The organism is Mesorhizobium sp. M0030 (genome assembly GCF_040323695.1).
In the GTDB taxonomy this organism is placed as follows: Bacteria; Pseudomonadota; Alphaproteobacteria; order Rhizobiales; family Rhizobiaceae; genus Mesorhizobium.
On record NZ_JAMYVE010000008.1, the window covers coordinates 117,920 to 142,352 of the forward strand.

Consider the following 24,433-nt stretch of genomic DNA (forward strand, 5'->3'; position numbering starts at 1 on the left):
AAAGGGAGTACCGGCGTTGAGCTTTGCCGAGAGCATCACCGTTGAGGCGCTGGAAGCCGATCCGTATCCGATCTATGCGGAACTGCGGCGCAGTGCGCCTGTCGCTTTCGTGCCGGCGGTCAATCTCTGGTTCGTCACCCGCTGGAAGGACGTCGAGACCGTCGCAAAGTCACCCGACATCTTCTCCGCCGTCGTTGGTACGTCTCCGGTCGAACGCTCGTTCGGCAAGCCGACCATCCTGACCACCGACGGCGAAACGCATAGACAGCTGCGCCAAGGCGTCGATCCGAAATACCGGCCGCGCACCGTCGCCGCCTATGCCGGCGATCTCGTACGGTCGATTGCCGAACCTTTTCTCGACCGGATCGCCGAACAAGGCTCCGCCGAGCTGATGGCGGATTATTTCGAGCCGGTGTCGACGCTCAGCCTGGCGCGCTCGCTTGGCCTTGCCGACATCGACATGCCGACGCTGCGCCGCTGGTTCTATGGCCTTGCGCAGGGCGCCATCAATTTCGAGAACGACCCGAAGCGGCAAGAGATCGCCGACGCGATCAGCGCCGAGGTCGGCGCAGCCATCCGGCCGACTCTGGATAGACTGGCGCGCGCACCCGACGACTCGGCGCTGTCGCATATGCTGCATGACGGCATGCCGGAAGGCACGACGCGGCCGATCGATTTCTTGATGCCAAGCATCAAGGTCATCCTGCTTGGCGGCATGCAGGAGCCCGGACATGGTGCCGGTTCGATCCTCGCCGGCCTGCTTGCGCATCCCGAACAATTGCGGCAGGTGCTCGCCGATCCCGAGACCTTTGTGCCCAGGGCTGTCGATGAAGGCTTGCGCTGGGTGGCGCCGATCGGCACCCAGACGCGGCAGACGACGCGGGCGGTCGAGCTTGGCGGCGTAACGATCCCTGCCGGCGCCGCGGTCGCTGCACTTGTCTCCTCGGCAAGCCGCGACGAGAGCCGCTTTGCCGATCCAGACCGCTTCGACATCAACCGCAGGGAAGGCAATCATGCCGCCTTCGGCTTTGGTCATCATTTCTGTTCGGGCCGGTTTTTCGCGCGCGAGCAGATGTGCCTTGCATTAAGGCTGCTGCTCCTGCGCTTCCCCGATCTCAGCCTGGTGCCGGGCAAGGTGCCGGTGTTTCGCGGCTGGGAATTCCGAGCGCCAACCACGTTGTATGTTTCCCTGGGAGTCCGCCACCAATGATCAGCCAGAATGCCATCGACGCGCTGCGCAAGACGGAGATCGGCGAGCGGGGCTTGTTTATCGACGGCGTACAGGCCGCAGCGACGAGCGGCGCGACGCTGGCGGTGATTTCGCCGATCGACGGCCGCCCTTTTGCCAGCATCGCCGACGGCAATGCCGCCGACATCGATCGCGCGGTCCGATCGGCGCGAAAAGCATTCGAGAAGGGTTCATGGTCGCGCGCCGCCCCTGCCTTTCGCAAGAAGGTGCTGACGAAATTTGCCGAGCTGATCGAAGAACATGTCGACGAACTGGTCGTGCTTGGCGTGCGCGACAACGGCACCGAGATCGGCATGGCCTACAAGGCCGAGCCACTGTCGGCGGCCGGCACCATCCGCTACTACGCCGAGGCGATCGACAAGGTCTATGGCGAGATCGCGCCGACGGCCGACAATGTGCTCGGGCTGATCCACAGGGAGCCACTCGGTGTCGTCGGCGTCATCGTGCCGTGGAACTTCCCGCTGATGATCGGCGCCTGGAAGATTGCGCCCGCACTGGCCACCGGCAACAGCGTCGTCGTCAAGCCGCCGGAGATCGCCTCGCTGACCTTGCTGCGGCTGGCCGAACTCGCAAGCGAGGCTGGACTTCCCGAAGGCGTGTTCAACGTCGTTACCGGGCATGGTGCTGTCGCCGGCGAAGCGCTTGGCCTCCACATGGATGTCGACGCCATCGCCTTTACCGGATCGGGGCCGGTCGGCCGGCGGCTGCTCGAATACTCCGCCCGTTCCAATTTGAAGCGGGTCTTCCTCGAGCTTGGCGGCAAGTCGCCCAACATCGTCTTTGCCGACGCTCCGGACCTGAAGCAGGCGGCGGTCGTCTCGGCCAACGGCATCTTTCGCAATTCAGGCCAGGTCTGCGTGGCGGGCTCGCGTCTGCTCGTCCAGTCGTCGGTCTATGATCTTTTCATGGACGAACTTGTCTCGGCAACCACGCGGCTCAAGGTCGGCGACCCGCTCGATCTCGCCAGCGATATCGGTGCGGTATCGAGCGCCGAACAGCTGGACAAGAATCTCGGCTTCGTCGCCATGGCGCAAGCCGAAGGCGCCCGTCTCGTCGCCGGTGGCGAACGGATACTGACCGAGACCGGCGGCAGCTACATGGCGCCGACGATCTTCGAGAACGTGACGCAAGAGATGCAGTTGGCGCGCGAGGAGGTGTTCGGACCGGTGCTCGGCGTGATGCGCTTCGAGACCGAGGAGGAGGCGGTGCATCTCGCCAACTCCACTGTCTACGGACTTGCCTCGGCGGTGTGGACCGCCAATCTTTCCACGGCCCATCGCATGGTGCGCGCCATCAACGCCGGTGTCGTCCACGTCAACACCTATGGCGGAGCCGATATCACCGTGCCGCTTGGCGGCGTCAAACAGTCCGGTTTCGGCCGTGACAAGTCGCTGCATGCGCTGGAGAAATTTGTCGACCTCAAGACCGCCTGGATTGCGCTCTGAGCCTTGCGGAAAGGCCAGCGTATCTGCTCTTTTCGTCAAGCTTGGCCTCAGAAACGCCACGCTGGTGCTGGTTGGCGGCGATCGCGTCACCGCTATCGGCAGTTCCGACTAGCGTGGTGTCGTGGGTCCTGGTTTTGCGCGGAAAGCCGTGTTGCGGCCGGCCGGTATCACGGCGTCCTACTCCGTTGTGCTCGCTTTTTTTCTGCGCCGATTGGTGTGCGACTGGGCGACGGCCATTCGTAATTCGGGTGTGATCTCCAAAGGCGCATTCTCTGTCCCATGCGGGTCTTGCAGCCCCTGGACGTGAACGGTCGGGAATGGGAGCTCGATGCCCTGCTCCTTGAAGGCCTGGCGGAGGCGCAAAAAGAACCTGCCTTTCATGCTGAAGGCGCCTCCAGGTCTGGTCGTGACCTTGACCCTCAAGACGATGCCGTACTCGCCGAACTCCTGCACCCCCTGCATCTTGATCGGTTCGATCACCCAGTGTTTGAACTCCGGATCTTCCGCCAGTTCCAGGCCAATTCGCTTGATCAGTTTGCGAGCAAAGTCGATATCGGTGTCATAGCCAACGGTGATGTTGAATTTGTCGGTGACCCAGTCACGGCTCTGGTTCTGCACGGCGCCGAGTTCGCCGAAAGGTATCGTGAACAGCGGACCACGATGGTGGCGCAGCTTCACCGAGCGCAGCGAAAAGCTCTCCACCGTACCCCTGTAGCTGCCCGATGAAATGTATTCGCCGACACGGAAAGCATCGTCGAGCAGATAAAACACGCCAGAGATCACGTCCTTGACGATGGTTTGCGCGCCAAAACCCACCGCGACGCCGACGACGCCGGCGCCGGCGATCAGCGGGCCGATCTGGATGCCGATCGAAGCGAGCATCATCAGCACCGCCATCACGATGATCACTGCTAGCAGAATGTTCTGGATGATCGGCAACAGCGTGTGCAGCCGCGCCTGATGCGGATCGAGGGTGAGGATGTCTTCTTCGCTCACCACCGCTTGCGGTATCGCGACGCCCAGCTTTCGTTCGATCAAGGCTTTGATGATCGACCAGCCGAAATCGGCAGCAAGGGCAATGACCACGACGTTGATCAAGCCGCGCAATATGAGCATGGTGGTCGTATCGCTGCCGCGCATGGATTGCATGTCCAGGCCCAGTACGCGTGCGAGAAGGTAAGCCGCCGCGAGGATGAAAATCATCCGGATACCGCGATCGATGACAGCGATCGTCACCGCCGGGATCGTCGGCCGGCCGGCATCTTCCGAACCTGGCCGCAGGACGAAATTAACCCCGCGCTCCGTCAACACGATTGCCAGGGGCAGAAAGAAAGAGGCGAAGGTAAACCAGAAGAAGGTGTAGAGGCCGGCAATGCGTTCGAGGAACAGAACGACGAAATAAGCCGTCAACAACCATGTCACTGCCGTGTGACCGCTGTGGCGCGCGCCGTCTCGCTGCGTTCTTGGCCGACGCCAAATGGCCAGCAGGAAGAGCAACAGCAGGATGAAATCGGCGCCGACGGACAGGACCATCATTCCGTCCTGGTCTATGCCGAGACCCGGCAAGAGGACAAACGCGGCGGCGAAGAAGGCGAAAACGCCGACGATCCGGGGCAGCCAATAAGCCCAATGGTCAGCAGCTCCGTTGGTGATCGGCAGGGCACGAACCTCGATGGAGTGCTCGACCTCCATGAAAGAAGGGACGAGCGTGGCCATCACGTATAGGCGCACAGCCCACGTAAAGACCGCAGCCATCAGAAATGTCAGCACAATCTCGCGGATGAGCGCTGGCCAGTCGAACAGCATGAACGCACCGGCGCTGCCCAGCGCGAACGAGCCGATCATCATGCTGGAATAAAGCGTGCGGCCGCCGATCTTCTTGGCCCGCCCGATGGGCGTATCTCTGGGTTGCGCGATGATCCAAAGACGAAATGGACGGGTGAGCTTGTATATTGCCCAGGTGAGCGCCAGGCCGGCAGCGATAAAGATCGCAATCAGCACCAATATGCTGACGGGGCCCTTGCTGGACATATCGTCCATTGTCTGGGCCCGGACGCGTGCGAACTGGCCCGGCAGTGTGGGCACGGTTCGCACGATTTTCTCGATGTGATGCTTGATCCGATCGAGCGTCGAGGATGCCATTGTATTCATCTGGCTCGGTGCGGCCACGGCGTCGGCCGGCGGAGCGCCAGCCTCGGCAGGCGCTTCCGTTGATCCAGCGGCCGGATTTCGTTGCTCGGCCACCCAGGCCTTCACCGACGGATCGTCGAGAAGCTCGAACAGCTGTTTGACCTTGTCGGGCGCGACGGCGGCCGGTGACTGCGCCTGTGCCGGGCCAGCCAGCAGGAGGGCGATGCCAAGGATGAGCGGCCCGGCAATCAGGGCAAACATCGTCGTCAGGCCTCCGGGACGCCGTGCCGGGCGCGCCAGCTTGCTGGCTCCCAATCGTCGTTTCATGAGCAGCATCGTGCGGTAACCTTCCGGTCAGATCGGCGAGCAAGGACAGCTATGTCCGTCGTTGCCCCCACCTTTAACAAGCCGATGTTGCGGTGCAAGTCTCATCGCACCTAGACCGTTGGGTAGGGCACCAGGCGACCGGCAAGGCTGTCATCACCAGCGCCAGCGTTGCGCTGCGTTCCTTGTCCCGACCACCTAGACCGGGTCGTTGTCGGTCGTCGGTTGCTCCGCGGCGGGAGCCTGTGACCATGCCGCATTGCACAATTTTGCGACCTTGCCCACAATGCACGCATGGTCCGCAGCTCACTCGCCGTCCTGGTCATCGACGAAAACCGTATCCGCGCCGCGATCATCGAGGCAGGTTTGCGCGAGGCCGGCCATGAGCGGGTCACCGTCATCCACGACGTGACCGGCATTGCGCGGCGCATCGCCGAGATCGAGCCGGACGTCATCGTCATCGACCTGGAAAACCCGAACCGCGACATGCTGGAAAACATGTTCCAGCTGTCGCGTGCGGTGAAGCGGCCGATCGCCATGTTCGTCGACCGATCGGACCAGGCATCGATCGAAGCGGCGGTCGATGCCGGCGTTTCGGCCTATGTCGTCGACGGCCTCAGGCAAGAGCGCGTCAAGCCGATCCTGGACATGGCGGTCAGCCGCTTCAACGCTTTCTCGCGCATGGCGCGCGAGCTGGAAGAGGTTCGAGGGGAGCTTGAGAGCCGCAAGGTGATCGACCGTGCCAAGGGCATCCTGATGAAGTCGCGCGGCCTGACCGAAGAGGCCGCCTACACGCTGCTGCGCAAGACGGCGATGAACCAGAACCGCAAGATCGGCGACATTGCCCAGAGCCTGGTGACTGCCGCCGGGCTGCTCGGGCCGTCGGAGGACGAATGAGCATGAGCGCCGAGCACCAGATCACCGCCGGCTTCATGCCGCTCTTCGACAGTGCCGTGCTGGTTGCGGCGGGTGAGCTTGGATTTGCCGCGCGCGAGGGCATCGATCTCACACTGCACCGCGAGACCTCCTGGGCCAACATCCGCGACCGCATCGCCATCGGCCATTTCCACCTGGCGCACATGCTGGGGCCGATGCCGCTCGCCTGCAATCTCGGGCTGACGCCGCTTGCTTCCGAGACCATCGTGCCGTTTTCGCTCGGGCTTGGCGGCAATTGCGTCACCATCTCCAACGCCGTCTGGGAAGGCATGGCGGCACACGGCGCCATACCCGATCTCGAGCCCGCGCGCGCGGGCGCAGCCCTCGGTGCCTTCATTCGCGACCGCGCCGGGGCTGGCGGCGATCCGCTGCGCTTTGCCGTGGTGCACCCGCATTCGGGGCATAATTACGAACTGCGCTACTGGCTTGCCGGGTGCGGCATCGATCCGGAGCGCGAGATCGAGATCGTCATCGTGCCACCGCCCTTCATGGCCGATGCGCTGGTCGCCGGGCGGATCGACGGCTACTGCGTCGGCGAGCCCTGGAACAGCGCCTCGGTCGCCGCCGGCACCGGCCATATCGTCACCGTCAAGGCGCTGCTGTGGCGCAACAGTCCGGAGAAGGTGATCGGCGTGCGCAAGGCGTGGTCGCAGGAGAACCCGGTCGCGCTGGCAGCATTGCTGCGCGCGCTGCATCATTCGGCGCGCTGGTGCCAGGATCGGGGCAACCACGCCGAACTGGCTGGTGTGATGGCTCAAGCTGGCTTCCTGGGCCTGCCACCAGCTGTCCAGATGCCGATCCTGACCGGCCATCTTGAACTGGGCGGCGGCGCCGAACTGGATGTCGACGACTTCTTCCTGCCCTTCGACAAGGCGGCGAACTTTCCGTGGAAGAGCCATGCGCTGTGGTTCTATACGCAGATGGTGCGCTGGGGGCATGTCGAGCACACGCCGGAAAACCTTGCTATCGCCCGTGACTGCTACCGTCCGGACCTCTACCGCTCGGCGCTAAAGCCGCTTGGCGTTGCACTTCCCGGCGCCAATGCGAAGGTCGAGGGCGCGCTTAAGGTCGCCACGGCTGTCGGTGCGACCGGGGCAGGCTTGGTGCTTGGGCCGGACGGCTTCTTCGACGGTCAGACCTTCGACCCCGACGAGATCGACGGCTATATAGCGCGCCAGAAAGCCGCTCGCGCGGAAGCCTGATCATTCTCGCGCCATTCTTGTGCATTGCACAAAAAATGTGCGTGCGATTGCTGTAGTGAACAATCTTTGATCTGCTTGCGATGTCGGCTCGCGTGCCGGCATCTGGCGCGTAATGTTGATTTCATTTAGGTTTTTCGTTTCACCCAAAACTGGCACGGTTCCTGCTTTGAATTAGTCAGGCCCTTCGCGGGTCACGGAACAGGCGTCCAATGGCGGGCGCCACAGGCAAAGCTGCCGCTCAGGTCAACGACGCGATCCCGGATGTACGGACGCGCGAGGCCTGGACGGCGGCTTTTTTGTTTTGGCCACTCGACGAAGCCCTCGCGTTCAACCGGAGATCACGATGAAAGAAAAAATAGGGAAATGGATCGGGACGGGAACATCGCTCAAGGATGTGACGCGCCGCGATTTTCTTGTCAGCAGCGCCATGACGGCCGGCCTGTTCGTGGCGGCCCGCAAGCTCTTCCCCTCGGGCGCCTATGCCGCCACGACCGCTCCGGAGGTCACCGGCGCCAAGCTCGGCTTCATCGCGCTGACCGACGCGGCGCCGCTGATGATCGCCAAGGAGAAGGGGCTGTTCGCCAAGTTCGGCATGCCCGACGTCGAGGTGCTCAAGCAGGCCTCCTGGGGCGCGACGCGCGACAATCTGATGCTCGGCGGCGCAGCCAACGGCATCGACGGCGCTCACATCCTGACGCCGCTGCCCTATCTCATGCACACCGGCAAGGTGACGCAGAACAACCAGCCGATGCCGATGGCTATCGTGGCGCGGCTCAACTACGACTGCCAGGGCATTTCGGTTGCGCAGGAATACGCCGGCACCGGTGTCGGCCTCGACGCCTCCAAGCTGAAGGACGCCTTCGCCGCCAAGAAGGCGGCCGGCAAGGAAATCAAGGCCGCCATGACGTTCCCGGGCGGCACCCATGATTTGTGGCTCCGTTACTGGCTGGCCGCCGGCGGCATCGATCCCGACAAGGACGTCTCGACCATTGTCGTGCCGCCGCCGCAGATGGTCGCCAACATGAAAGTCGGCAACATGGACGTGTTCTGCGTTGGCGAACCGTGGAACGAACAGCTCGTCCACCAAGGCGTTGGTTTCACCGCCGCCACCACCGGCGAACTGTGGAAGGGTCATCCCGAAAAGGCGCTCGGCCTCCGCGCCGAATTCATCGACAAATACCCGAACGCCACCAAGGCGATCGTGATGGCCGTCATGGAGGCCCAGCAATGGTGCGAGGCCACGGAGAACAAGGACGAGATGGCCGCCATCATCGGCAAGCGGCAATGGATGAACGTGCCTGTCGCCGACATTATCGGCCGCCTCAAGGGCGACATCAACTACGGCAACGGCCGCGTGGCCACCGGCACTGACCTCTACATGAAATTCTGGAAGGGTGGCGTCTCCTATCCCTACAAGAGCCACGACAGCTGGTTCCTCGCCGAAAACATCCGTTGGGGAAAATTCGCGCCGACCACCGACATCAAGACGCTGGTCGATCAGGTCAATCGCGAGGATATCTGGCGCGAGGCGGCGAAGGATCTCGGCGTTGCCGCAGCCGATATTCCGGCCTCGTCGTCGCGCGGCGTCGAGACCTTCTTCGACGGCAAGATTTTCGACCCGGCCAACCCGTCGGCCTATCTCGACAGCCTGAAGATCAAGGCATCGGCTTGACCAGCGCAAACGGCGCGTTCCGCCGTTTGTCGCCCCAGCGCAACGGCGCTTCGCCGTTGTCGCCCGCACGACCCCGGAGTTATACCCAGACATGTCCATCCAAGCCATTGAGGAAACCACGGTGAAGGCGTTCCCCGCCAAGCCTGCCGCGGTCATCGCTTTCACCGCCAAAGCGCGGCGCCGCTTCGACCCGATCGCGATCGCCGGCAGGCTGGCCACCGCCCTGGTGCCGCCGGTCATCGTTATCGCCTTCATGCTGGTCGTGTGGCAGATCGCCTGCTCGTCGCCGACCGCCAGCCTACCGCCGCCCAGCCAGGTGTGGAACGAGGCCTATGACCTGATCGCGCATCCGTTCTTCAACAACGGCCCGCAGGATATCGGCCTTGCGTGGCGGGTGCTGATCTCTCTGCAGCGCGTCGCCATCGGCTTCGGCCTGGCGGCGATCGTCGGCGTCGCGCTCGGCGCCCTGGTCGGCCAGTCGATCTGGGCCATGCGTGGCCTCGATCCGGTGTTCCAGATACTGCGCACCGTGCCGCCGCTGGCCTGGTTGCCGCTGTCGCTGGCTGCTTTCCGCGATTCCAGCCCGTCGGCGCTGTTCGTTATCTTCATCACCTCGATCTGGCCGATCATCATCAACACCGCCGTCGGCGTGCGAAACATTCCGGAAGACTACCGCAACGTCTCGCGCATCTTGCGGCTCAACCAGTTCGAATTCTTCGTCAAGATCATGGTTCCGGCCGCCGCACCCTACATCTTCACCGGCCTCAGAATCGGCATCGGCCTGTCCTGGCTCGCCATCGTCGCCGCCGAAATGCTGACCGGCGGCGTCGGCATCGGCTTCTTCATCTGGGACGCCTGGAACTCGTCGCGGCTGCCCGACATCATCGTCGCGCTCGCCTATATCGGCGTCACCGGCTTCTGCCTCGACCGCCTGGTCGCTGCGGTCGGCGCTTTCGTCACCCGCGGCACAACGGCAAAGTGAGGAGAGGGCGATGACGGCCTATCTGAAGCTCGACCATATCGACAAATCCTTTGCCCGCGGCGGTCAGGTCAGCGAGGTGCTCAAGGACATCAGGCTGACCATCGACAAGGGCGAATTCGTCTCCATCATCGGCCATTCCGGCTGTGGCAAGTCGACCTTGCTCAATCTGATCGCCGGGCTGACCAAGGTTTCCGCCGGCGCCGTGCTGCTTGAAAACAAGGAGGTCGACAGCCCCGGACCCGAGCGCGCCGTGGTGTTCCAGAACCACAGCCTGCTGCCATGGCTCACCGTCTACGAAAACATCAGCCTGGCGGTGTCGAAAGTCTTTGGCCGTTCCAAGAGCAGGACCGAGCGACATGACTGGATCATGCGCAATCTCGATCTCGTGCAGATGGCCCATGCCAAGGACAAGCGGCCGGCCGAAATATCGGGCGGCATGAAGCAGCGCGTCGGCATTGCCCGGGCGCTTGCCATGGAGCCGAAGATCCTGTTGCTCGACGAGCCGTTCGGGGCACTCGACGCGCTGACGCGCGCCCATCTGCAGGATGCGGTTATGGACATCCATTCCAGGCTCGGCTCGACGACGATCATGATCACCCACGATGTCGACGAGGCGGTGCTGTTGTCCGACCGCATCGTCATGATGACCAACGGTCCGGCGGCGACAATCGGCGAGGTGCTTGCGGTGCCGCTGCTGCGGCCGCGTCGACGCGTCGAACTCTCTTCCGACCGCACCTTCCTGCGCTGCCGCGAAGCGGTGCTGAAGTTCCTCTATGAACGCCACCGCTTCGTCGAAGCCGCGGAGTAACGCCATGACCGAAAAACTCGTCATCATCGGCAACGGCATGGCCCCCGGGCGCATGCTGGAGCATCTGCTCGAACAGGCGCCGGGCCGCTACACCGTGACCATTTTCAACGCCGAGCCGCGGGTGAACTACGACCGCATCATGCTGTCGCCGGTTCTCTCCGGCGAAAAGGCCTATGAGGAAATCATCATCCACGGCGACGGCTGGTACATCGCCAACAACATCACCCTCTACAAAGGTCACAAGATCGTCGCCATCGACCGGGCGGCCAAGACAGTCACCTCCGATCACGGCGTCACCGAGCCTTACGACAAGCTCGTCATCGCCACCGGATCGGTGCCCTTTATCATTCCGGTGCCCGGCCATGATCTGCCGGGGGTGCTGACCTATCGCGACCTCGACGATGTTCAGGCCATGATGCTTGCCGCCCAGTCGCGCGCCAAGGCCGTGGTCATCGGCGGCGGCCTGCTCGGGCTGGAGGCGGCAGCAGGTTTGAACGCCCAAGGCATGGACGTCACCGTGCTGCATGTCATGCCGACATTGATGGAGCGTCAGCTCGATCCAGCCGCCGGCTATCTCCTGCAGCGCGCGGTGGAACAGCGCGGCATCAAGGTCATCACCAAGGCCAACACCCAGGCGATCACCGGCAACGGCAAGGTCGGGCAGGTGGAGCTTGCCGACGGCACTATTATCCCGGCAACGCTGGTGGTGATGGCGGTCGGCATCCGGCCGAATGCGGCGCTGGCCAGGGAGGCCGGCATAGCCGTCAATCGTGGTATTGTCGTCGATGCCGGCATGCGCAGCAACGACCCCGACATCTACGCGCTCGGCGAATGCGCCGAGGTCTACGGCCAGGTCTACGGGCTGGTCGCGCCGCTCTACGAGATGGCGCGCGTTGCCGCGAACCAGTTGGCCGGCAACGAGGCAGCGGCCTTCGTCCACATGGACACGCCGACCAAGCTCAAGGTCACCGGCATCGACCTGTTCTCGCTTGGCGACTTCGCCGAAGGCGAGGACCGCCAGGAGATCGTGCTGCGCGATGCCGCCGCCGGCGTCTACAAGCGCCTTGTGCTCAAGGACGACCGCATCATCGGCACCGTGCTTTATGGCGAGACGGCGGATGGGGCCTGGTTCAACGATCTCAAGAAGAAGCAGACCGACATATCGGAGATGCGCGACACGCTCATCTTCGGCCAGTCCTACCAGGGGGCCCCGCTGGACCCTATGGCGGCCGTTGCAGCCTTGCCGGATGATGCGGAAATCTGCGGCTGCAACGGCGTTTGCAAGGGCAAGATCACCGGCGCGATCACGGCCAAGGGCCTGGCTTCGCTCGACGACGTGCGCGCCCACACCAAGGCATCGGCTTCCTGCGGTTCGTGCACCGGGCTGGTCGAGAAGCTGATGGTGCTGACCATCGGCGACAAATACAACCCGGCCGCCGTGCAACCGATGTGCGGCTGCACCACGCTCGGCCATGACGAGGTGCGCCGGCTGATCATCGCCAAGAGCCTGAAGACCATTCCCGCCGTCATGCAGGAGCTGGAATGGACGACCTCCTGCGGCTGCGCAAAATGTCGGCCGGCGCTCAACTACTACCTCGTCTGCGACTGGCCGAACGATTACGCCGACGACTATCAGTCGCGCTTCATCAACGAACGCGTCCACGCCAACATCCAGAAGGACGGCACCTATTCGGTGGTGCCGCGCATGTGGGGCGGCGTCACCAACGCCGCCGAACTGCGCGCCATCGCCGACGTCGTCGACAAGTTCGAGATACCGATGGTCAAGGTCACCGGCGGCCAGCGCATCGACATGCTGGGCATCCGCAAGGAGGATCTGCCGGCGGTGTGGGCCGATCTCGGCCAGGCCGGCTTCGTCTCAGGCCATGCTTACGCCAAGGGCCTGCGCACGGTGAAGACCTGTGTCGGCTCCGACTGGTGCCGCTTCGGCACGCAGGATTCGACCGGCCTCGGCATTCGCATCGAGAAATTCATGTGGGGCTCGTGGACCCCGGCCAAGGTTAAAATGGCGGTGTCGGGCTGTCCGCGCAACTGCGCCGAGGCGACCTGCAAGGATGTCGGCGTGATCTGTGTCGACAGTGGCTACGAGATCCATTTCGCCGGCGCCGCCGGCCTCGACATCAAGGGCACCGAAGTGCTTGGCCTGGTCAAGACCGAGGACGAGGCGCTGGAGCATATCGTCGCGCTGACGCAGATGTATCGCGAGCAGGGCCGCTATCTCGAGCGCATCTACAAATGGGCCAAGCGCATCGGCATCCCCGAGATCAAGCGCCAGATCATGGACGACGGTGCAAAGCGCAAGGCCTATTACGAGCGCTTCGTCTTCAGCCAGAAATTCGCCCAGGTCGACCCGTGGTCGGAACGCGTCTCCGGCAAGGACAAGCACGAGTTCCGGCCAATGGCTTCTGTCGGGTTTGCGCAGGCGGCGGAGTGATCAAAATGGACTGGATATCGATCGGCTCACTCTCCGACATCCCGCGGCGTGGCGCGCGCTGCGTCGACACACCCGAGGGTAAGATCGCCGTCTTCCGGACGCAGGACGATCAGGTCTACGCCATCGACGATCATTGCCCGCACAGAGGTGGGCCGCTGAGCCAAGGCATCGTCCACGGCACCGCCGTCACCTGTCCCTTGCACAATTGGGTCATCTCGCTGGAGACGGGCAAGGCGCTCGGCGCCGACGAGGGCGCCGTGCGCACCATTCCTGTGCGGATCGAAGGCGAGCTCCTGTTCATTGCGCTGAAAGCGCTGGCCAGCCGCGCGGCCTGAAGCATGGAACTGGGCGAAGCGCGCGAGGTGAGGACCACCTGCCCCTATTGCGGGGTGGGTTGCGGCGTGCTGGCGAAAGTCGCCCCGGGCGGTGAAGTACGCGTCCGCGGCGACCCCGAACATCCAGCGAACTTCGGCCGGCTCTGCTCCAAGGGCTCGGCCCTGGCCGAAACCATCGACCTCGACGGCAGGCTGCTCTACCCCGAAATCCACGGTCGCCGTACCGGCTGGGACGAGGCGCTCGACCGCGTCGCTTCGACCTTTTCGCAAACCATCGCCGAGCACGGTCCTGACTCCGTCGCCTTCTATGTCTCCGGCCAGTTGCTGACCGAAGACTACTATGTCGCCAACAAGCTGATGAAGGGCTTCATCGGCTCGGCCAACATCGACACCAATTCGCGGCTATGCATGGCCTCCTCGGTTGCCGGCCACCGCCGCGCCTTCGGCTCCGACACCGTGCCCGGCACCTACGAGGATCTCGAGCTCGCCGACCTGATTGTGCTGGTCGGCTCCAATCTCGCCTGGTGCCATCCCGTGCTCTTCCAGCGCATCGCGGCGGCCCGGGAAAAACGACCGGAGATGAAGGTCGTGCTGGTCGACCCGCGCCGCACCATGACCGCTGATATCGCCGACATTCACCTGGCGATCGCGCCGGATGGCGACGTTGCTTTGTTCACTGGTCTGCTCGCCTGGCTCGGCCAGCACAACGCACTCGACCGCGCTTACATCACCGCCCACACGACCGGCTTCGGGCAAGCGCTCTTCGCTGCCTCGAAACTCGATCTTGCCGGCGTTGCCGCCGCCACCGGCTTGAGCGAAGAGGAGCTTGCCCGCTTCTATAGCCTGTTTGCCACCACCGCAAAGACAGTGACGGTCTACAGCCAAGGCGTGAACCAGTCGTCTTCGGGCACCGACAAGGTCAACGCCATCATCAACTGCCATCTCGCCACCGGCCGCATCGGCAAACCTGGGGCAGGACCGTTTTCAGTGACCGGCCAGCCCAACGCCATGGGCGGCCGCGAGGTCGGCGGCATGGCCAATATGCTGGCCGCCCATATGGAGATCGAAAACCCCGAGCACCGCGACCGCGTGCAGCGTTTCTGGAATGCGCCGGCCGTCGCCCCAAAGCCCGGTCTGAAGGCGGTCGAGATGTTTCAGGCGATCGCCGCCGGCCGCATCAAGGCATTGTGGATCATGGCCACCAACCCGGTCGACTCGATGCCGGATGCCGATGCCGTCGAGGCGGCGATCAAGGCTTGCCCGTTCGTCGTGGTTTCGGATGTGCTGGCGAGCACGGACACCATGCGCCACGCCCATGTGCGGCTGCCCGCCGCCGCATGGGGCGAGAAGGACGGCACCGTGACCAATTCAGAGCGCCGCATCTCGCGCCAGCGCAGCTTTCTTGCTGTGCCCGGTGAGGCGCGGCCGGATTGGTTGATCGTCGCCGAGGTGGGCAAGCGGATGGGGTTTGACGAGGCGTTTTCCTATTCGTCGCCAGCGGAAATCTTCGCCGGACACGCCGCGCTGTCCGGGTTCGAGAATGACGGCGCACGGGATTTTGATATTGGCGCTTATGCTGGTGTTGATAAGGAGGCCTATGCAGCGCTTGAGCCTTTCCAATGGCCGGCGCCGAGCACAGCCACCCCCCTCTGGCCTGCCGGCCATCTCCCCCGCAAGGGGGGAGATCAGCCGTCGCCTCGGCCTTCGCCAATTATCAACGATGCAGAAGATATGCCGGCGTCAAAGCTGCCAATCTCCCCCCTTGCGGGGGAGATGTCCGGCAGGACAGAGGGGGGTGTTCAAGCGGGACTTGACCCTTCCAGCACCCGCTTCTTCGCCAACGGCAATTTCTACAATCCCGACCGCAAGGCCCGCTTCATCGCCATTCGTCCCATCGTCGAGACACGCACCAGCCCGAACTATCCGCTGATCCTCAACACCGGCCGTGTTCGCGACCATTGGCACACGATGACCCGCACTGGGAAAAGCCCACGTCTCTCCCAGCACATGGCCGAGCCCTTCGTCGAGATCCACCCGGCGGATGCCACGCATCACGGCATTGGCGACGCCGACATTGTGCGCGTCTCCAGCCCGCGCGGCGATGTGCTGGTGCGCGCGCTGGTGACGGCACGCCAGCGCCAGGGCAGCGTGTTTGCGCCGATGCACTGGACTGACCAGTTTTCGGCAAAAGGCCGGCTCGACACGCTGACCGCGCCTCTGACCGATCCGGTTTCCGGTCAGCCTGCGCTGAAACATGTCGGCGCCCGCATCGAGAAGTTCGCCGCGAGAGCCTTCGGCTTCGCCGTGGTGCGCCGCAAGCCGGTGGCGGTCGCAGCAGACTACTGGGCCATGGCCAAATGCAAGGGCGGCTGGCGGGTGGAGCTTGCCTTTGCTGACGACGACATCGACTGGGCTGGTTTTGCTGGTTCGCTTTTCGATGTTCCCGTAGCCGATACGCTCGCTTATCACGACCGCGATACCGGCCAGCATCGTATTGCTGCCTTCGACGACCAGCACCTCGCCGGGGCTTTGTTTATCGCGTCGGGACCGGTGGCGGTTTCGCGGGGTTGGGCGGCACAGCAACTCCAGGAGGTTCACACCAGCCAGCGCGAACGCTTCAGGATCGTCGCCGGTCGCGCCGGCGCCGATCGGCCCGATGCGGGCGCGACCGTCTGCTCCTGTTTCAACGTCGGGGTCAACCAGATCGTGGCGGCAGTGGCGGCCGGGTGCACGACAATCGAAGCCATAGGCGGCGCCCTGAAGGCGGGCACAAATTGCGGCTCCTGCCGGTCCGAGATCCGGGCGGTCATCCAGGCCAATCGGGTTCAGGCTGCGGAGTAGATGCGGCTGGCTGGGGAGGGGATCTGACGATATCCTCTTGGGCCACCATGGTCATCGATTGCGGAAGGTGGTGGCGGTCCTTTTCGGGCCGCCATGAGCGCGCCGGCAGGGGGGATCACCTGGCTTGGCTGTCTAATCCAGCCGGTCGCGCAGGATGCTCCAGGGGAGCAGCATATTCGGTGCATAGCGCACGAGCTTATGCAGCGGGATCGGCGCTGGCGGCGCGAAGGGGAGCGGCAGATCGCGGGCGTCCGTTCCGCTCGCCCAGTCCGCCAGCACTTTGCCCATTGCCGTGGTCATGGCGATGCCGCGACCGTTGCAGGCGAAGCCGGCGATCAGGCCAGGGCCGAGGTCGATGAGACGCGGCAGGAAATCCGGCACCACCGCCGCCACGCCTGTCCAGCTGTAGGCAAGCGGCGGCAGGTCAGGCAAATCGAGATGCCTGGCGAGCCGTCGCCAGATCGTTTGCGGCATGCGCGTCTCAGCGCCGGCTCCGACGACATGCATGCCGCCGCTGATCAGCCGGTTCTGGCCATCGAAGCGGCACGTGAACAGGTTGCGCCTGGTGTCGCCAACGCCCTGGCCGCCGGGCAGCAGGCGCGCGCGTATGGCCCGCGACAGCGGCGCAGTGGCGATCTGGAAGACTTTCAGCGGGATATAGGTCCGCGCCAGTGTCCGGTTCAGTGCCCCGCCATAGGCGTTGGTGGCGATCACCACCTTGCCCGCACGCACGGCGCCGGATGCGGTCGTCAAGGTCCAGCCATCCGCAGCGCGGTCAATGGAAGCGACGCGCGTCTGCTCGAAGATCCGCGCGCCGGCTTTTTCGGCGGCATCGGCCAGGCTGCGCGCATACTCGACCGGATTGAGGACGCCGCCAGATCTGTCCATCCAGCCGCCGGCATAGCCGTCGATGCCGGTGAGCTCCGTGACCGCCATGGCATCGAGCGCAACGGTCGGCCTGCCCCGCGCCGCCCATTGCTCGGCGCGCGATCGCGTCTTTTCCAGCGCGGCGGACGAATGCGCCGGCTGGATCCAACCATTCTGCACAGCGTCGCATTCGATGCCGTGCCGCTTGATCAGCCCGAAGACCAGGTCGGCGCTGCCGGCGGCTAAGTCAACCAGGCGCCCGCCGCGCTCGGGTCCGAGTTCGGCGATGATGTCGTCTGGATCCCGCTTGGCGAAGTTCGGAACGACGAAGCCGGCATTCCGGCCGGTCGCACCCCAGGCAAGGAATTCGGCTTCAAGGACCGCGACCGAAAGCCCTTTCTCGGCGGCATGCAATGCCGTCGACAGGCCGGAAAAGCCGCCGCCAACGATTGCGAGATCGACGTCGAGCCCGCCTTGCAGCGTGCCCCGGTCGCGGCGGTTGCGGCTGACGGCATGCCAGAGTGAAACGCCATGTACGTCTTGCCGGATCATGGCATTCATGGTCCGGCCTCGTTCTCGCTGGCCGCCGCCTTTGTCAGTTTGCCGGGCTTCGGCCGGCGCGGCCGATCGCCGAACAATCCGTTCGGCCGGATCAGCAGGATGACGCACAGCATGACGCCGATGGCGACGATCTGCAGCGAGGCCGCGCGTGCTTGCTGCTCGGGCGCAAACAGCACGCTGGTCAGCGTGCCCGACCCCGCCCATATCGCCCAGACCAGGATGCTGCCGGCAACGGCGCCGGCATTGCTGCCCGAGCCGCCGACGATCAGCATCACCCAGACCTGGAAGGTCAGGATCGGCAGATAGTTATCGGGCGCGATGAAGCCGGTGAAATGCGCCTGCAAAGCGCCGGCCAGCGCCATGATAGCGCCGCCGACGGCGAAGGCCTGGACGCGGTAGAAGCGCGCGCTCTTGCCCAGCGAAATCGCCGCTCGCTCGTCCTCGCGCAGCGCCTTGAGCACGCGGCCCCAGGGGCTGCGCGACAGGTGCTCCAGAGCGAGATAGGCGATCAGCGTCACAGCCGAAACGACGGCGAGGTTCGACAGGTTGAACAGCAGCGGCGTTTCGGCAAGGCCGCCGAACGGGCGCGGGATGAAACCGATGCCGAACGGGCCGCCGGTGAGTTTCTGCGCGTTGAGCGCGACCAGCTGCACGACGACGGCGACGCCGAAGGTGGTGATCGCCAGGTAGTCGGATCGCAGACGCAGCGTGGCCATGCCGGTAAGTGCTGCGGCGATACCGCCGACGACCATGGCGCCCGCCCAGCCGGCCAGGATCGGCAGACCGAAGCCGCCGAAGCGCGCGGCATCGTCCGGGGTCGTGAGCAGCGCCGATGTATAGGCGCCGACGGCGACGAAACCGGCAAGACCGACATTGAAAAGGCCAGTCAGCCCCCACTGCAGATTGAGCCCCAGTGTGACCAGCGAAAAGATCAGTGCGGTGGTCAGGAAGAAGGCGCCGTAGCCGAGCAGGTCCATCAGCGTTCCCTCACACCAAACAGGCCGATCGGCCGCACGAACAGCACCGCCATCAGGATGATGAAGGAGATTGCGGCGCGCCATTCGGCGCCGATCAGCTGCACCGCACCGGCTTCGGCAAGGCCAATGATCAGGCCGCCGAGCACGGCGCCCGGTATGCTGCCGATGCCGCCCAGGATGGCGGCGGCGAACATCGGTAGCAGCATGTCGAAGCCCATGAACGGGCGGATCTGCACCAGAATGCCGATCATCACGCCGGCCACACAGGCCAGCGCCCCGCCGATGATCCAGGTGACGCGCACAACGGAGGCAACATCGATACCGACGATGCGGGCCAGCGCTGCATTCTGGCTCAGCGCCTGCATGGAGCGGCCGGTCTGCGTGCGTGTCATCAACAGATGCACGCCGAGCACCAGCACGGCGGTCAGCAGCAGAAGCGCGATCTGATCGGGCGTGATGCGGATGCCGAAGCCGACCGGCATGGCGATCTGGATCGCGCGGCTGAAATAGGTCGGCCGTGAGCTGAAGGTGAATTCGAGCAGGCTGCGCAGCGCCATCGAGGCGCCGAAGCTCGCCATCACCACGATGATGGCTTGCCCCTGCGAGCGAAGCCGCGAAAACAGCACCTTGTCGAGCAACAGCGCCAGCAGGGCGGTGAAAGTCATGCCGACAACCAGCGCAACCAGCAGCGGCCAGCCGAAAGACAGCGGTCCAATGGGCGCCACCTTGCCGAACATCGCGCCGATGGCGCTGACGACGGCGAGCGTCGCATAGGTGCCCCAGGCCATGAAGTCGCCATGGGCAAAATTCGAGAAGCGCAGGATCGAATAGGTCAGCGTCACGCCGATGGCGCCAAGTCCGATCATCGAGCCGGTCAGCAACCCATCGACGACAAATTGCAGGCTCATGCCGCGCCTTCCTTGCCGGCGTGAGACGGGCGTTGGCCGAGATAGAGTTCGGCGACGACAGGATCGTTCCACAATTCGGACGCCACACCCTCGTGCCGGTCCTTGCCTTCGACCAGCACATAGGCGCGGTCGCCGATGGCCAGCGCTGCCTTGGCGTTCTGTTCGACCAGCAGGATGGTGACGCCGGACCTGCGGATGCCGGCCAGCATCTCGAACACCATCGATACGAATTTCGGCGACAGGCCGGCCGACGGCTCGTCGAGCAGCAGCACCTTAGGATGGACGATCAGCGCACGTGCGACGGCGAGCATCTGCCGCTGTCCGCCCGACAGATTGCCGGCGGCGGTGCGGCGCTGGCGGACGAGGTCGGGGAAGGCCGCATACATTTCCTCGATGCGGGCAGGGATTTCGCGTCGCTCGAGGATGCCGCAGGCGACCTTCAGATTGTCCTCGACCGACATCAGCGGGAAGATGTTCTCCGTCTGCGGTACGAAGGCCAGGCCGAGCCGAACCATGGTGTGCGCGGGAGCGGCGGTGATGTCCTTGCCGTCCAGAAATACGGTGCCGCCGGTGATCGGGACAAGGCCGGCGATCGCCTTGATGAAGCTCGACTTGCCGGCGCCGTTGGGACCGAGCACGACGACGATCTCGCCCTTGCCGACGGTGATCGAGGCGCCGCGCACGATCGGCACGCCAAGCTCATAGCCGGCTTCGAGGTTGCGCACGTCGAGGACGGTCTCGTTCATGTGGCGCCCCCGAGATAAGCCTCGATGACGCGCGGGTCGCGGGCGACTTCCTCTGCCGTGCCTTCGCTGAGCAACTGGCCGCTCGCCATGACCAGCACGCGGTGGCAGAGCCGCGTCACCATGTCGATATTGTGCTCGATCAGCAGAAAGGTGATGCCGTGCGCGTTGATGTCGCGGATGCGGTCGATGATGATCTCGAGCAGCGTCGCGTTGACGCCGGCGGCCGGTTCGTCGAGCAGGATGATCGCCGGATCGGCCATCATGACGCGGGCGAGTTCGAGCAGCTTGCGCTGGCCGCCGGAAAGCACGCGTGCCGGCTCGTGCGCGAGATGGGTGAGAGTGACCAAATCCAGCAGCTCGAGTGCCTTTGCCCTGGCTGCTCTTTCCTGTGCCGCCACTCGCCACGGCGTGACGAAGTTGGCGAGCAATTTTTCGCCGGCTTGGCCCTGCGCCGCCAGCATGATGTTTTCGATCAGCGTCAGATTGGGCAGGGGGCGCGGGATCTGGAAGGTGCGGCCAAGACCACGGCCGATACGCAGATGAGCGGCTTCGCCGGAGACGCGCGTGCCATTGAGCAGGATATCGCCGCTGGTTGGCAATATGCTGCCCGCCAACAGATCGAACATCGTCGTCTTGCCGGCGCCATTCGGCCCGATCAGGCCGAGGATTTCGCCCGCTTTGACATCAAACGAGACATCGTTGACGGCGACAAGGCCGCCAAAACGCCTGACGACGTTTCGTGCCGTCAGAACTGGCGCACGGGTCTCCTGCCCTTGGCGCTCCGCTGCATCGCTCATCAAACCCTCTGGCCGAAGACGATCGTTGTCGCCTCCTGATTTTTGATTTGTGATCACACTTGCTTTGATCACGCTATTCGGCTTTAATTTCATTCGCAAGCCGAAAACGGGGCAAATGCCGGTAATGCAGAAGGCTGCCATCGAAAAGAACAACGAGACGATCGCAGCCCAGCTTACGCCGGTCGGCCGCGAGACGGTGCAGGATCGCGTCTATTCCGAGTTGCGCCGTGCTCTGATCGGTGGCCTTTTCGAGCCAAACCAGGTGCTGACCATCCGTGGTCTTGCCGATGCGCTGGTCACCTCGACCATGCCGGTACGCGAAGCGCTCGGCCGGCTGATCACGGAAAAGGCGCTGGAGGCGCTGCCCAACCGTTCCGTGCGCGTGCCGCCGATCACGCTGGAGCGCATCGACGACCTCCTGCGTGCCCGCTCCCTCATCGAAGGCGAAGCGATAGCGCTTGCCGCCAGGCGCATGAGCCCGCGCCAGATCGCATCGATCGAAGCCATGCTGGGCGAGTGGGACGAGATGCGGGCCCTGAAGCACAAGAAGGATATCGATCGCGAAGCGACGCTCAACCAGAGCTTCCATTTTGAGATCTACCGCTGCTGCGGCTCGGCTGTGCTGATCCCGATGATCGAAAGCCTCTGGCTTCAATCGGGTCCCTGCATCCGCGTCGCCATCTATGCCTTCTCCGAGGCAGGCGAGGTTGATACCGCCCACTATCATCGTCGAATTGTCGCGGCACTTGCCAAACAGGATGCGCAAGCGGCGCGCGAGGCGCTGGTAGCCGACATCAGCCGCCCCTTCGCCTTCCTGCGCGACAAACTTCAATCGGCGAAGGACTGACATGCCCAAGCCCGCCATCGGCATCACAGAACCACGCTCGAAGCTTTCCGTGACGGCGCTGCTATTGCCCGAAAAGGCGCCGGAGAATGCCGCCTTCCTGCTGGCGTATCTGGCGCAGCCACGCATCATCCCAGGCATCCATGCGATGTGGACAGGACCGGAAATCTCGTGCCCGGTTCCGTCAGCCGATCTCCACGGCCAGGCCTATGCCCAGTCTTTGCCACCGGAGAATGCAACGGTGACGCCGCAGCCCGGCGATATCGTGCTGTCCTATGTGCCGCCACGCGTGTGGGGCGGCAATCCCAATGCCATCTTCGATATCGGCCTGTACTACGGGCAGGGGGCGCGGCTGCTGTTCCCGATCGGCTGGCTGGCCGGCAGCGTGGTCGCGCAAGTGCTTGCCGGAGAGCGCGATCAGTTTGCCGCCGCCTGCGGCGTCATCCGCCGCAACGGCGCCTGTGACATCACCTTCAGCCTGGTGGAGGCCTGAATGGCCGACGACAGTTTCGAACTCTTCGATCTGCGCGTCGAAGCGGTCATCCCCGAGGGCAAGCCGGTCTATTGCGGCGCCAGGGCCGGCGACTATTTCGAACTCAAGGGCGAAATGCTCTCGCTGCCGGCAGGGCAGGGTTTTTCGATCTATTCGATCTCGGCCGTGTTGCCGCTCCTGGCGGCAAAGCAGCGCCCGACGCATGCAAATGACTGGATGACCTCGGATGCCGAGATCGCCTGTCCCGATCCCAATTGCGCCAGCCGGCTCCGCATCGTCAGGCTTGCCAAGCGGCGGTTCAGCCATGCCGAAACCACGGCCGTGCCGCTGCCGAAGGAGACCGACAAGGGATGACCGCCAGGACCATCGAACTCAGCCCCGGCTATGGGATCTCGCGAGTCATCCGCGGTGGCTGGCAGCTGGCCGGCGGGCATGGCGCCGTCGACCGCAGCCAGGCGGTGACCGACCTCATCGCCACTTTCGATGCCGGCATCTGGACCTATGACTGCGCCGACATCTACACCGGCGTCGAGGAACTGATCGGCGCCGCGCGCCTGCGGCTGGCCGGCGAGCGCGGTCTCGATGTCGCGGCCAGGATGAAGGTGCACACCAAGCTGGTGCCGGACCTCGAACGACTGGCAGGCATCAGCCGCGACTACATCAGGGGCATCGTCGATCAGTCGCTTCGCAGGCTCAAGACCGAGCGGATCGACCTCGTGCAGTTTCACTGGTGGGATTATGACCAGCCTCGTTACGTCGAGGCGATGGGTTGGCTCGACGAGCTTCGGCTGGAAGGCAAGGTGCGCAATCTCGGCACCACCAATTTCGATACGCCGAGGCTAGCCGAAATCCTCTCCGCGGGCATCCCGCTGGTCAGCCAGCAACTGCAATATTCAGTGCTCGACCAGCGGCCGGCAAACAGCCTTGCGGGCCTTGCCGCTAAGAACGGTGTCCGCTTCCTCTGCTACGGCTCGGTGGCGGGCGGCTTCCTCAGCGACAAATGGCTTGGCGTGGCCGAGCCCTCCACGCCGCTCGAAAACCGCTCGCTGGTCAAATACAAGCTGATCATCGACGACTTCGGCGGCTGGGAGCTGTTCCAGTCCCTGCTCAAGGCGCTGAAAGCGGTCGGCGATCGCCACGGCGTCGACATTGCCACCATCGCCTCGGCATGGGTGCTCGAGCAGCCGCAGGTCGCGGCCGTCATTGTCGGTGCGCGCAACCAGGCACATGCGCTGGCCAATACGAAAATCATGGACGTCGCGCTCGACGCCGACGATCGCGCGCGGATTGCTGCCGCCATCGCACAAGGCACCGGCCTCGCGGGCGATGTCTACGCGCTGGAGCGCGACCGTCATGGCCGCCACGGCTCGATCATGCATTACAACCTCAATGCGGGGAAGAAATGAGCGGAGAGCCTTCCCTTTTTTCGCGTGCCAGCGCTGAAATCATCGACCTGCATCGCTTCTTCGTCGACTGGTTTGTCGCCGCGCGAGCCGACGCTGTGGAGTTCGGCCGCTTCGAGGCTGTCATGGGCGAAGGCCTCACCATGGTGGCGCCGAATGGCCAGATCCTCGATCGCGACGCGGTCGTAGATCATGTCCGGACAAGCCGCGCCACTTGCGACGACGGTTTTGCCATATCGATCGAGGACATCAGGCCGGGTTGGCAGGACGCGGACACGATCGTCATCTTCTACATCGAGGCGCAACTGCGCGCCGGCAAACACAGTCGCCGGCAGTCCAGTGCGGTCTTCACCACCAGTTCATCGGCACCAAACGGCGTCGAATGGCGGCATCTGCATGAGACCTGGCTGCAGGCGCCGGAAGGCTGAACAGGCAAAAGTTCAAACAAGAAAAGGGGAACG

21 protein-coding genes are annotated in these 24,433 nt (G+C 64.1%); 15 read left to right on the top strand and 6 right to left on the bottom strand.

Annotated features, from left to right (window positions below; genetic code table 11):
• Positions 1-16 precede the first annotated feature (16 nt).
• A complete protein-coding gene (locus NKJ80_RS17620) occupies positions 17-1,210 on the top strand; it encodes a cytochrome P450 (protein ID WP_352498027.1) in 1,194 nt (397 codons plus the stop codon).
• Entirely contained in the window at positions 1,207-2,694 is a 1,488-nt protein-coding gene (locus NKJ80_RS17625) for an aldehyde dehydrogenase (RefSeq protein WP_023818585.1), read from the top strand. The genes NKJ80_RS17620 and NKJ80_RS17625 overlap by 4 nt, the downstream gene beginning before the upstream one ends.
• 177 nt (positions 2,695-2,871) lie before the next feature.
• On the opposite strand, the gene NKJ80_RS17630 is transcribed toward NKJ80_RS17625, so the two are convergent.
• Positions 2,872-5,160: a mechanosensitive ion channel family protein gene (locus tag NKJ80_RS17630; protein WP_352498028.1), complete on the bottom strand. Its 2,289-nt coding sequence runs from the start codon at positions 5,158-5,160 to the stop codon at positions 2,872-2,874.
• Between the two features lie 282 nt (positions 5,161-5,442).
• On the opposite strand from NKJ80_RS17630, the gene NKJ80_RS17635 reads away from it, so the two are divergent.
• From NKJ80_RS17635 to NKJ80_RS17670, 8 genes are all read left to right on the top strand, one after another.
• On the top strand, positions 5,443-6,045 hold the full coding sequence (locus NKJ80_RS17635) for an ANTAR domain-containing response regulator (RefSeq protein ID WP_023667842.1): 603 nt from the start codon (positions 5,443-5,445) through the stop codon (positions 6,043-6,045).
• A 2-nt stretch (positions 6,046-6,047) separates the two neighbouring features.
• Complete coding sequence (locus NKJ80_RS17640) at positions 6,048-7,286, top strand: CmpA/NrtA family ABC transporter substrate-binding protein (protein ID WP_031201114.1); 1,239 nt, start codon at positions 6,048-6,050, stop codon at positions 7,284-7,286.
• 343 nt (positions 7,287-7,629) lie between these two features.
• Positions 7,630-8,958, top strand: a complete 1,329-nt coding sequence (locus NKJ80_RS17645; RefSeq protein ID WP_023745648.1) for a CmpA/NrtA family ABC transporter substrate-binding protein — start codon at positions 7,630-7,632, stop codon at positions 8,956-8,958.
• Positions 8,959-9,049: 91 nt separating this feature from the next.
• Positions 9,050-9,940, top strand: a complete 891-nt coding sequence (gene ntrB, locus NKJ80_RS17650) for a nitrate ABC transporter permease (RefSeq protein WP_023682697.1) — start codon at positions 9,050-9,052, stop codon at positions 9,938-9,940.
• A 10-nt stretch (positions 9,941-9,950) separates the two neighbouring features.
• Positions 9,951-10,748 (top strand): ABC transporter ATP-binding protein, encoded by a 798-nt coding sequence (locus tag NKJ80_RS17655; protein WP_023667847.1) that lies wholly within the window; start codon positions 9,951-9,953, stop codon positions 10,746-10,748.
• 4 nt (positions 10,749-10,752) lie between these two features.
• A complete protein-coding gene (gene nirB / locus NKJ80_RS17660) occupies positions 10,753-13,200 on the top strand; it encodes a nitrite reductase large subunit NirB (RefSeq protein ID WP_352498029.1) in 2,448 nt (815 codons plus the stop codon).
• Positions 13,201-13,205: 5 nt separating this feature from the next.
• Positions 13,206-13,535, top strand: coding sequence for a nitrite reductase small subunit NirD (gene nirD, locus NKJ80_RS17665; protein WP_023686954.1), 330 nt, complete (start codon positions 13,206-13,208; stop codon positions 13,533-13,535).
• Positions 13,536-13,538: 3 nt separating this feature from the next.
• Entirely contained in the window at positions 13,539-16,376 is a 2,838-nt protein-coding gene (locus tag NKJ80_RS17670) for a nitrate reductase (RefSeq protein WP_352498030.1), read from the top strand.
• Positions 16,377-16,508: 132 nt separating this feature from the next.
• Here the strand turns inward: NKJ80_RS17670 and NKJ80_RS17675 are convergent, their stop codons facing one another.
• Genes NKJ80_RS17675 through NKJ80_RS17695 form a run of 5 tightly spaced genes read right to left on the bottom strand, consistent with a single transcriptional unit; the run spans position 16,509 to position 21,232 of the window.
• Complete coding sequence (locus NKJ80_RS17675) at positions 16,509-17,804, bottom strand: NAD(P)/FAD-dependent oxidoreductase (RefSeq protein WP_352462108.1); 1,296 nt, start codon at positions 17,802-17,804, stop codon at positions 16,509-16,511.
• Positions 17,801-18,784 (bottom strand): branched-chain amino acid ABC transporter permease, encoded by a 984-nt coding sequence (locus tag NKJ80_RS17680; protein ID WP_352498091.1) that lies wholly within the window; start codon positions 18,782-18,784, stop codon positions 17,801-17,803. Before NKJ80_RS17680 ends, NKJ80_RS17675 begins: the two co-directional genes overlap by 4 nt.
• Positions 18,781-19,689, bottom strand: coding sequence for a branched-chain amino acid ABC transporter permease (locus tag NKJ80_RS17685; RefSeq protein WP_023745643.1), 909 nt, complete (start codon positions 19,687-19,689; stop codon positions 18,781-18,783). The genes NKJ80_RS17680 and NKJ80_RS17685 overlap by 4 nt, the downstream gene beginning before the upstream one ends.
• On the bottom strand, positions 19,686-20,435 hold the full coding sequence (locus NKJ80_RS17690) for a branched-chain amino acid ABC transporter ATP-binding protein (protein ID WP_023692249.1): 750 nt from the start codon (positions 20,433-20,435) through the stop codon (positions 19,686-19,688). Before NKJ80_RS17690 ends, NKJ80_RS17685 begins: the two co-directional genes overlap by 4 nt.
• A complete protein-coding gene (locus NKJ80_RS17695; protein WP_023692248.1) occupies positions 20,432-21,232 on the bottom strand; it encodes an ABC transporter ATP-binding protein in 801 nt (266 codons plus the stop codon). Before NKJ80_RS17695 ends, NKJ80_RS17690 begins: the two co-directional genes overlap by 4 nt.
• Positions 21,233-21,356: 124 nt before the next feature.
• Between NKJ80_RS17695 and NKJ80_RS17700 the strand changes: the two genes are divergently transcribed.
• Genes NKJ80_RS17700 through NKJ80_RS17720 form a run of 5 tightly spaced genes read left to right on the top strand, consistent with a single transcriptional unit; the run spans position 21,357 to position 24,400 of the window.
• Entirely contained in the window at positions 21,357-22,079 is a 723-nt protein-coding gene (locus tag NKJ80_RS17700) for a GntR family transcriptional regulator (RefSeq protein WP_023686960.1), read from the top strand.
• Position 22,080: 1 nt separating this feature from the next.
• On the top strand, positions 22,081-22,569 hold the full coding sequence (locus tag NKJ80_RS17705) for a DUF3830 family protein (protein WP_023692247.1): 489 nt from the start codon (positions 22,081-22,083) through the stop codon (positions 22,567-22,569).
• Entirely contained in the window at positions 22,570-22,923 is a 354-nt protein-coding gene (locus tag NKJ80_RS17710; RefSeq protein ID WP_023667858.1) for a TIGR04076 family protein, read from the top strand.
• Complete coding sequence (locus NKJ80_RS17715; protein WP_023667859.1) at positions 22,920-23,975, top strand: aldo/keto reductase; 1,056 nt, start codon at positions 22,920-22,922, stop codon at positions 23,973-23,975. The genes NKJ80_RS17710 and NKJ80_RS17715 overlap by 4 nt, the downstream gene beginning before the upstream one ends.
• Complete coding sequence (locus NKJ80_RS17720; RefSeq protein WP_023667860.1) at positions 23,972-24,400, top strand: hypothetical protein; 429 nt, start codon at positions 23,972-23,974, stop codon at positions 24,398-24,400. The genes NKJ80_RS17715 and NKJ80_RS17720 overlap by 4 nt, the downstream gene beginning before the upstream one ends.
• The last annotated feature ends 33 nt before the right edge of the window (positions 24,401-24,433 follow it).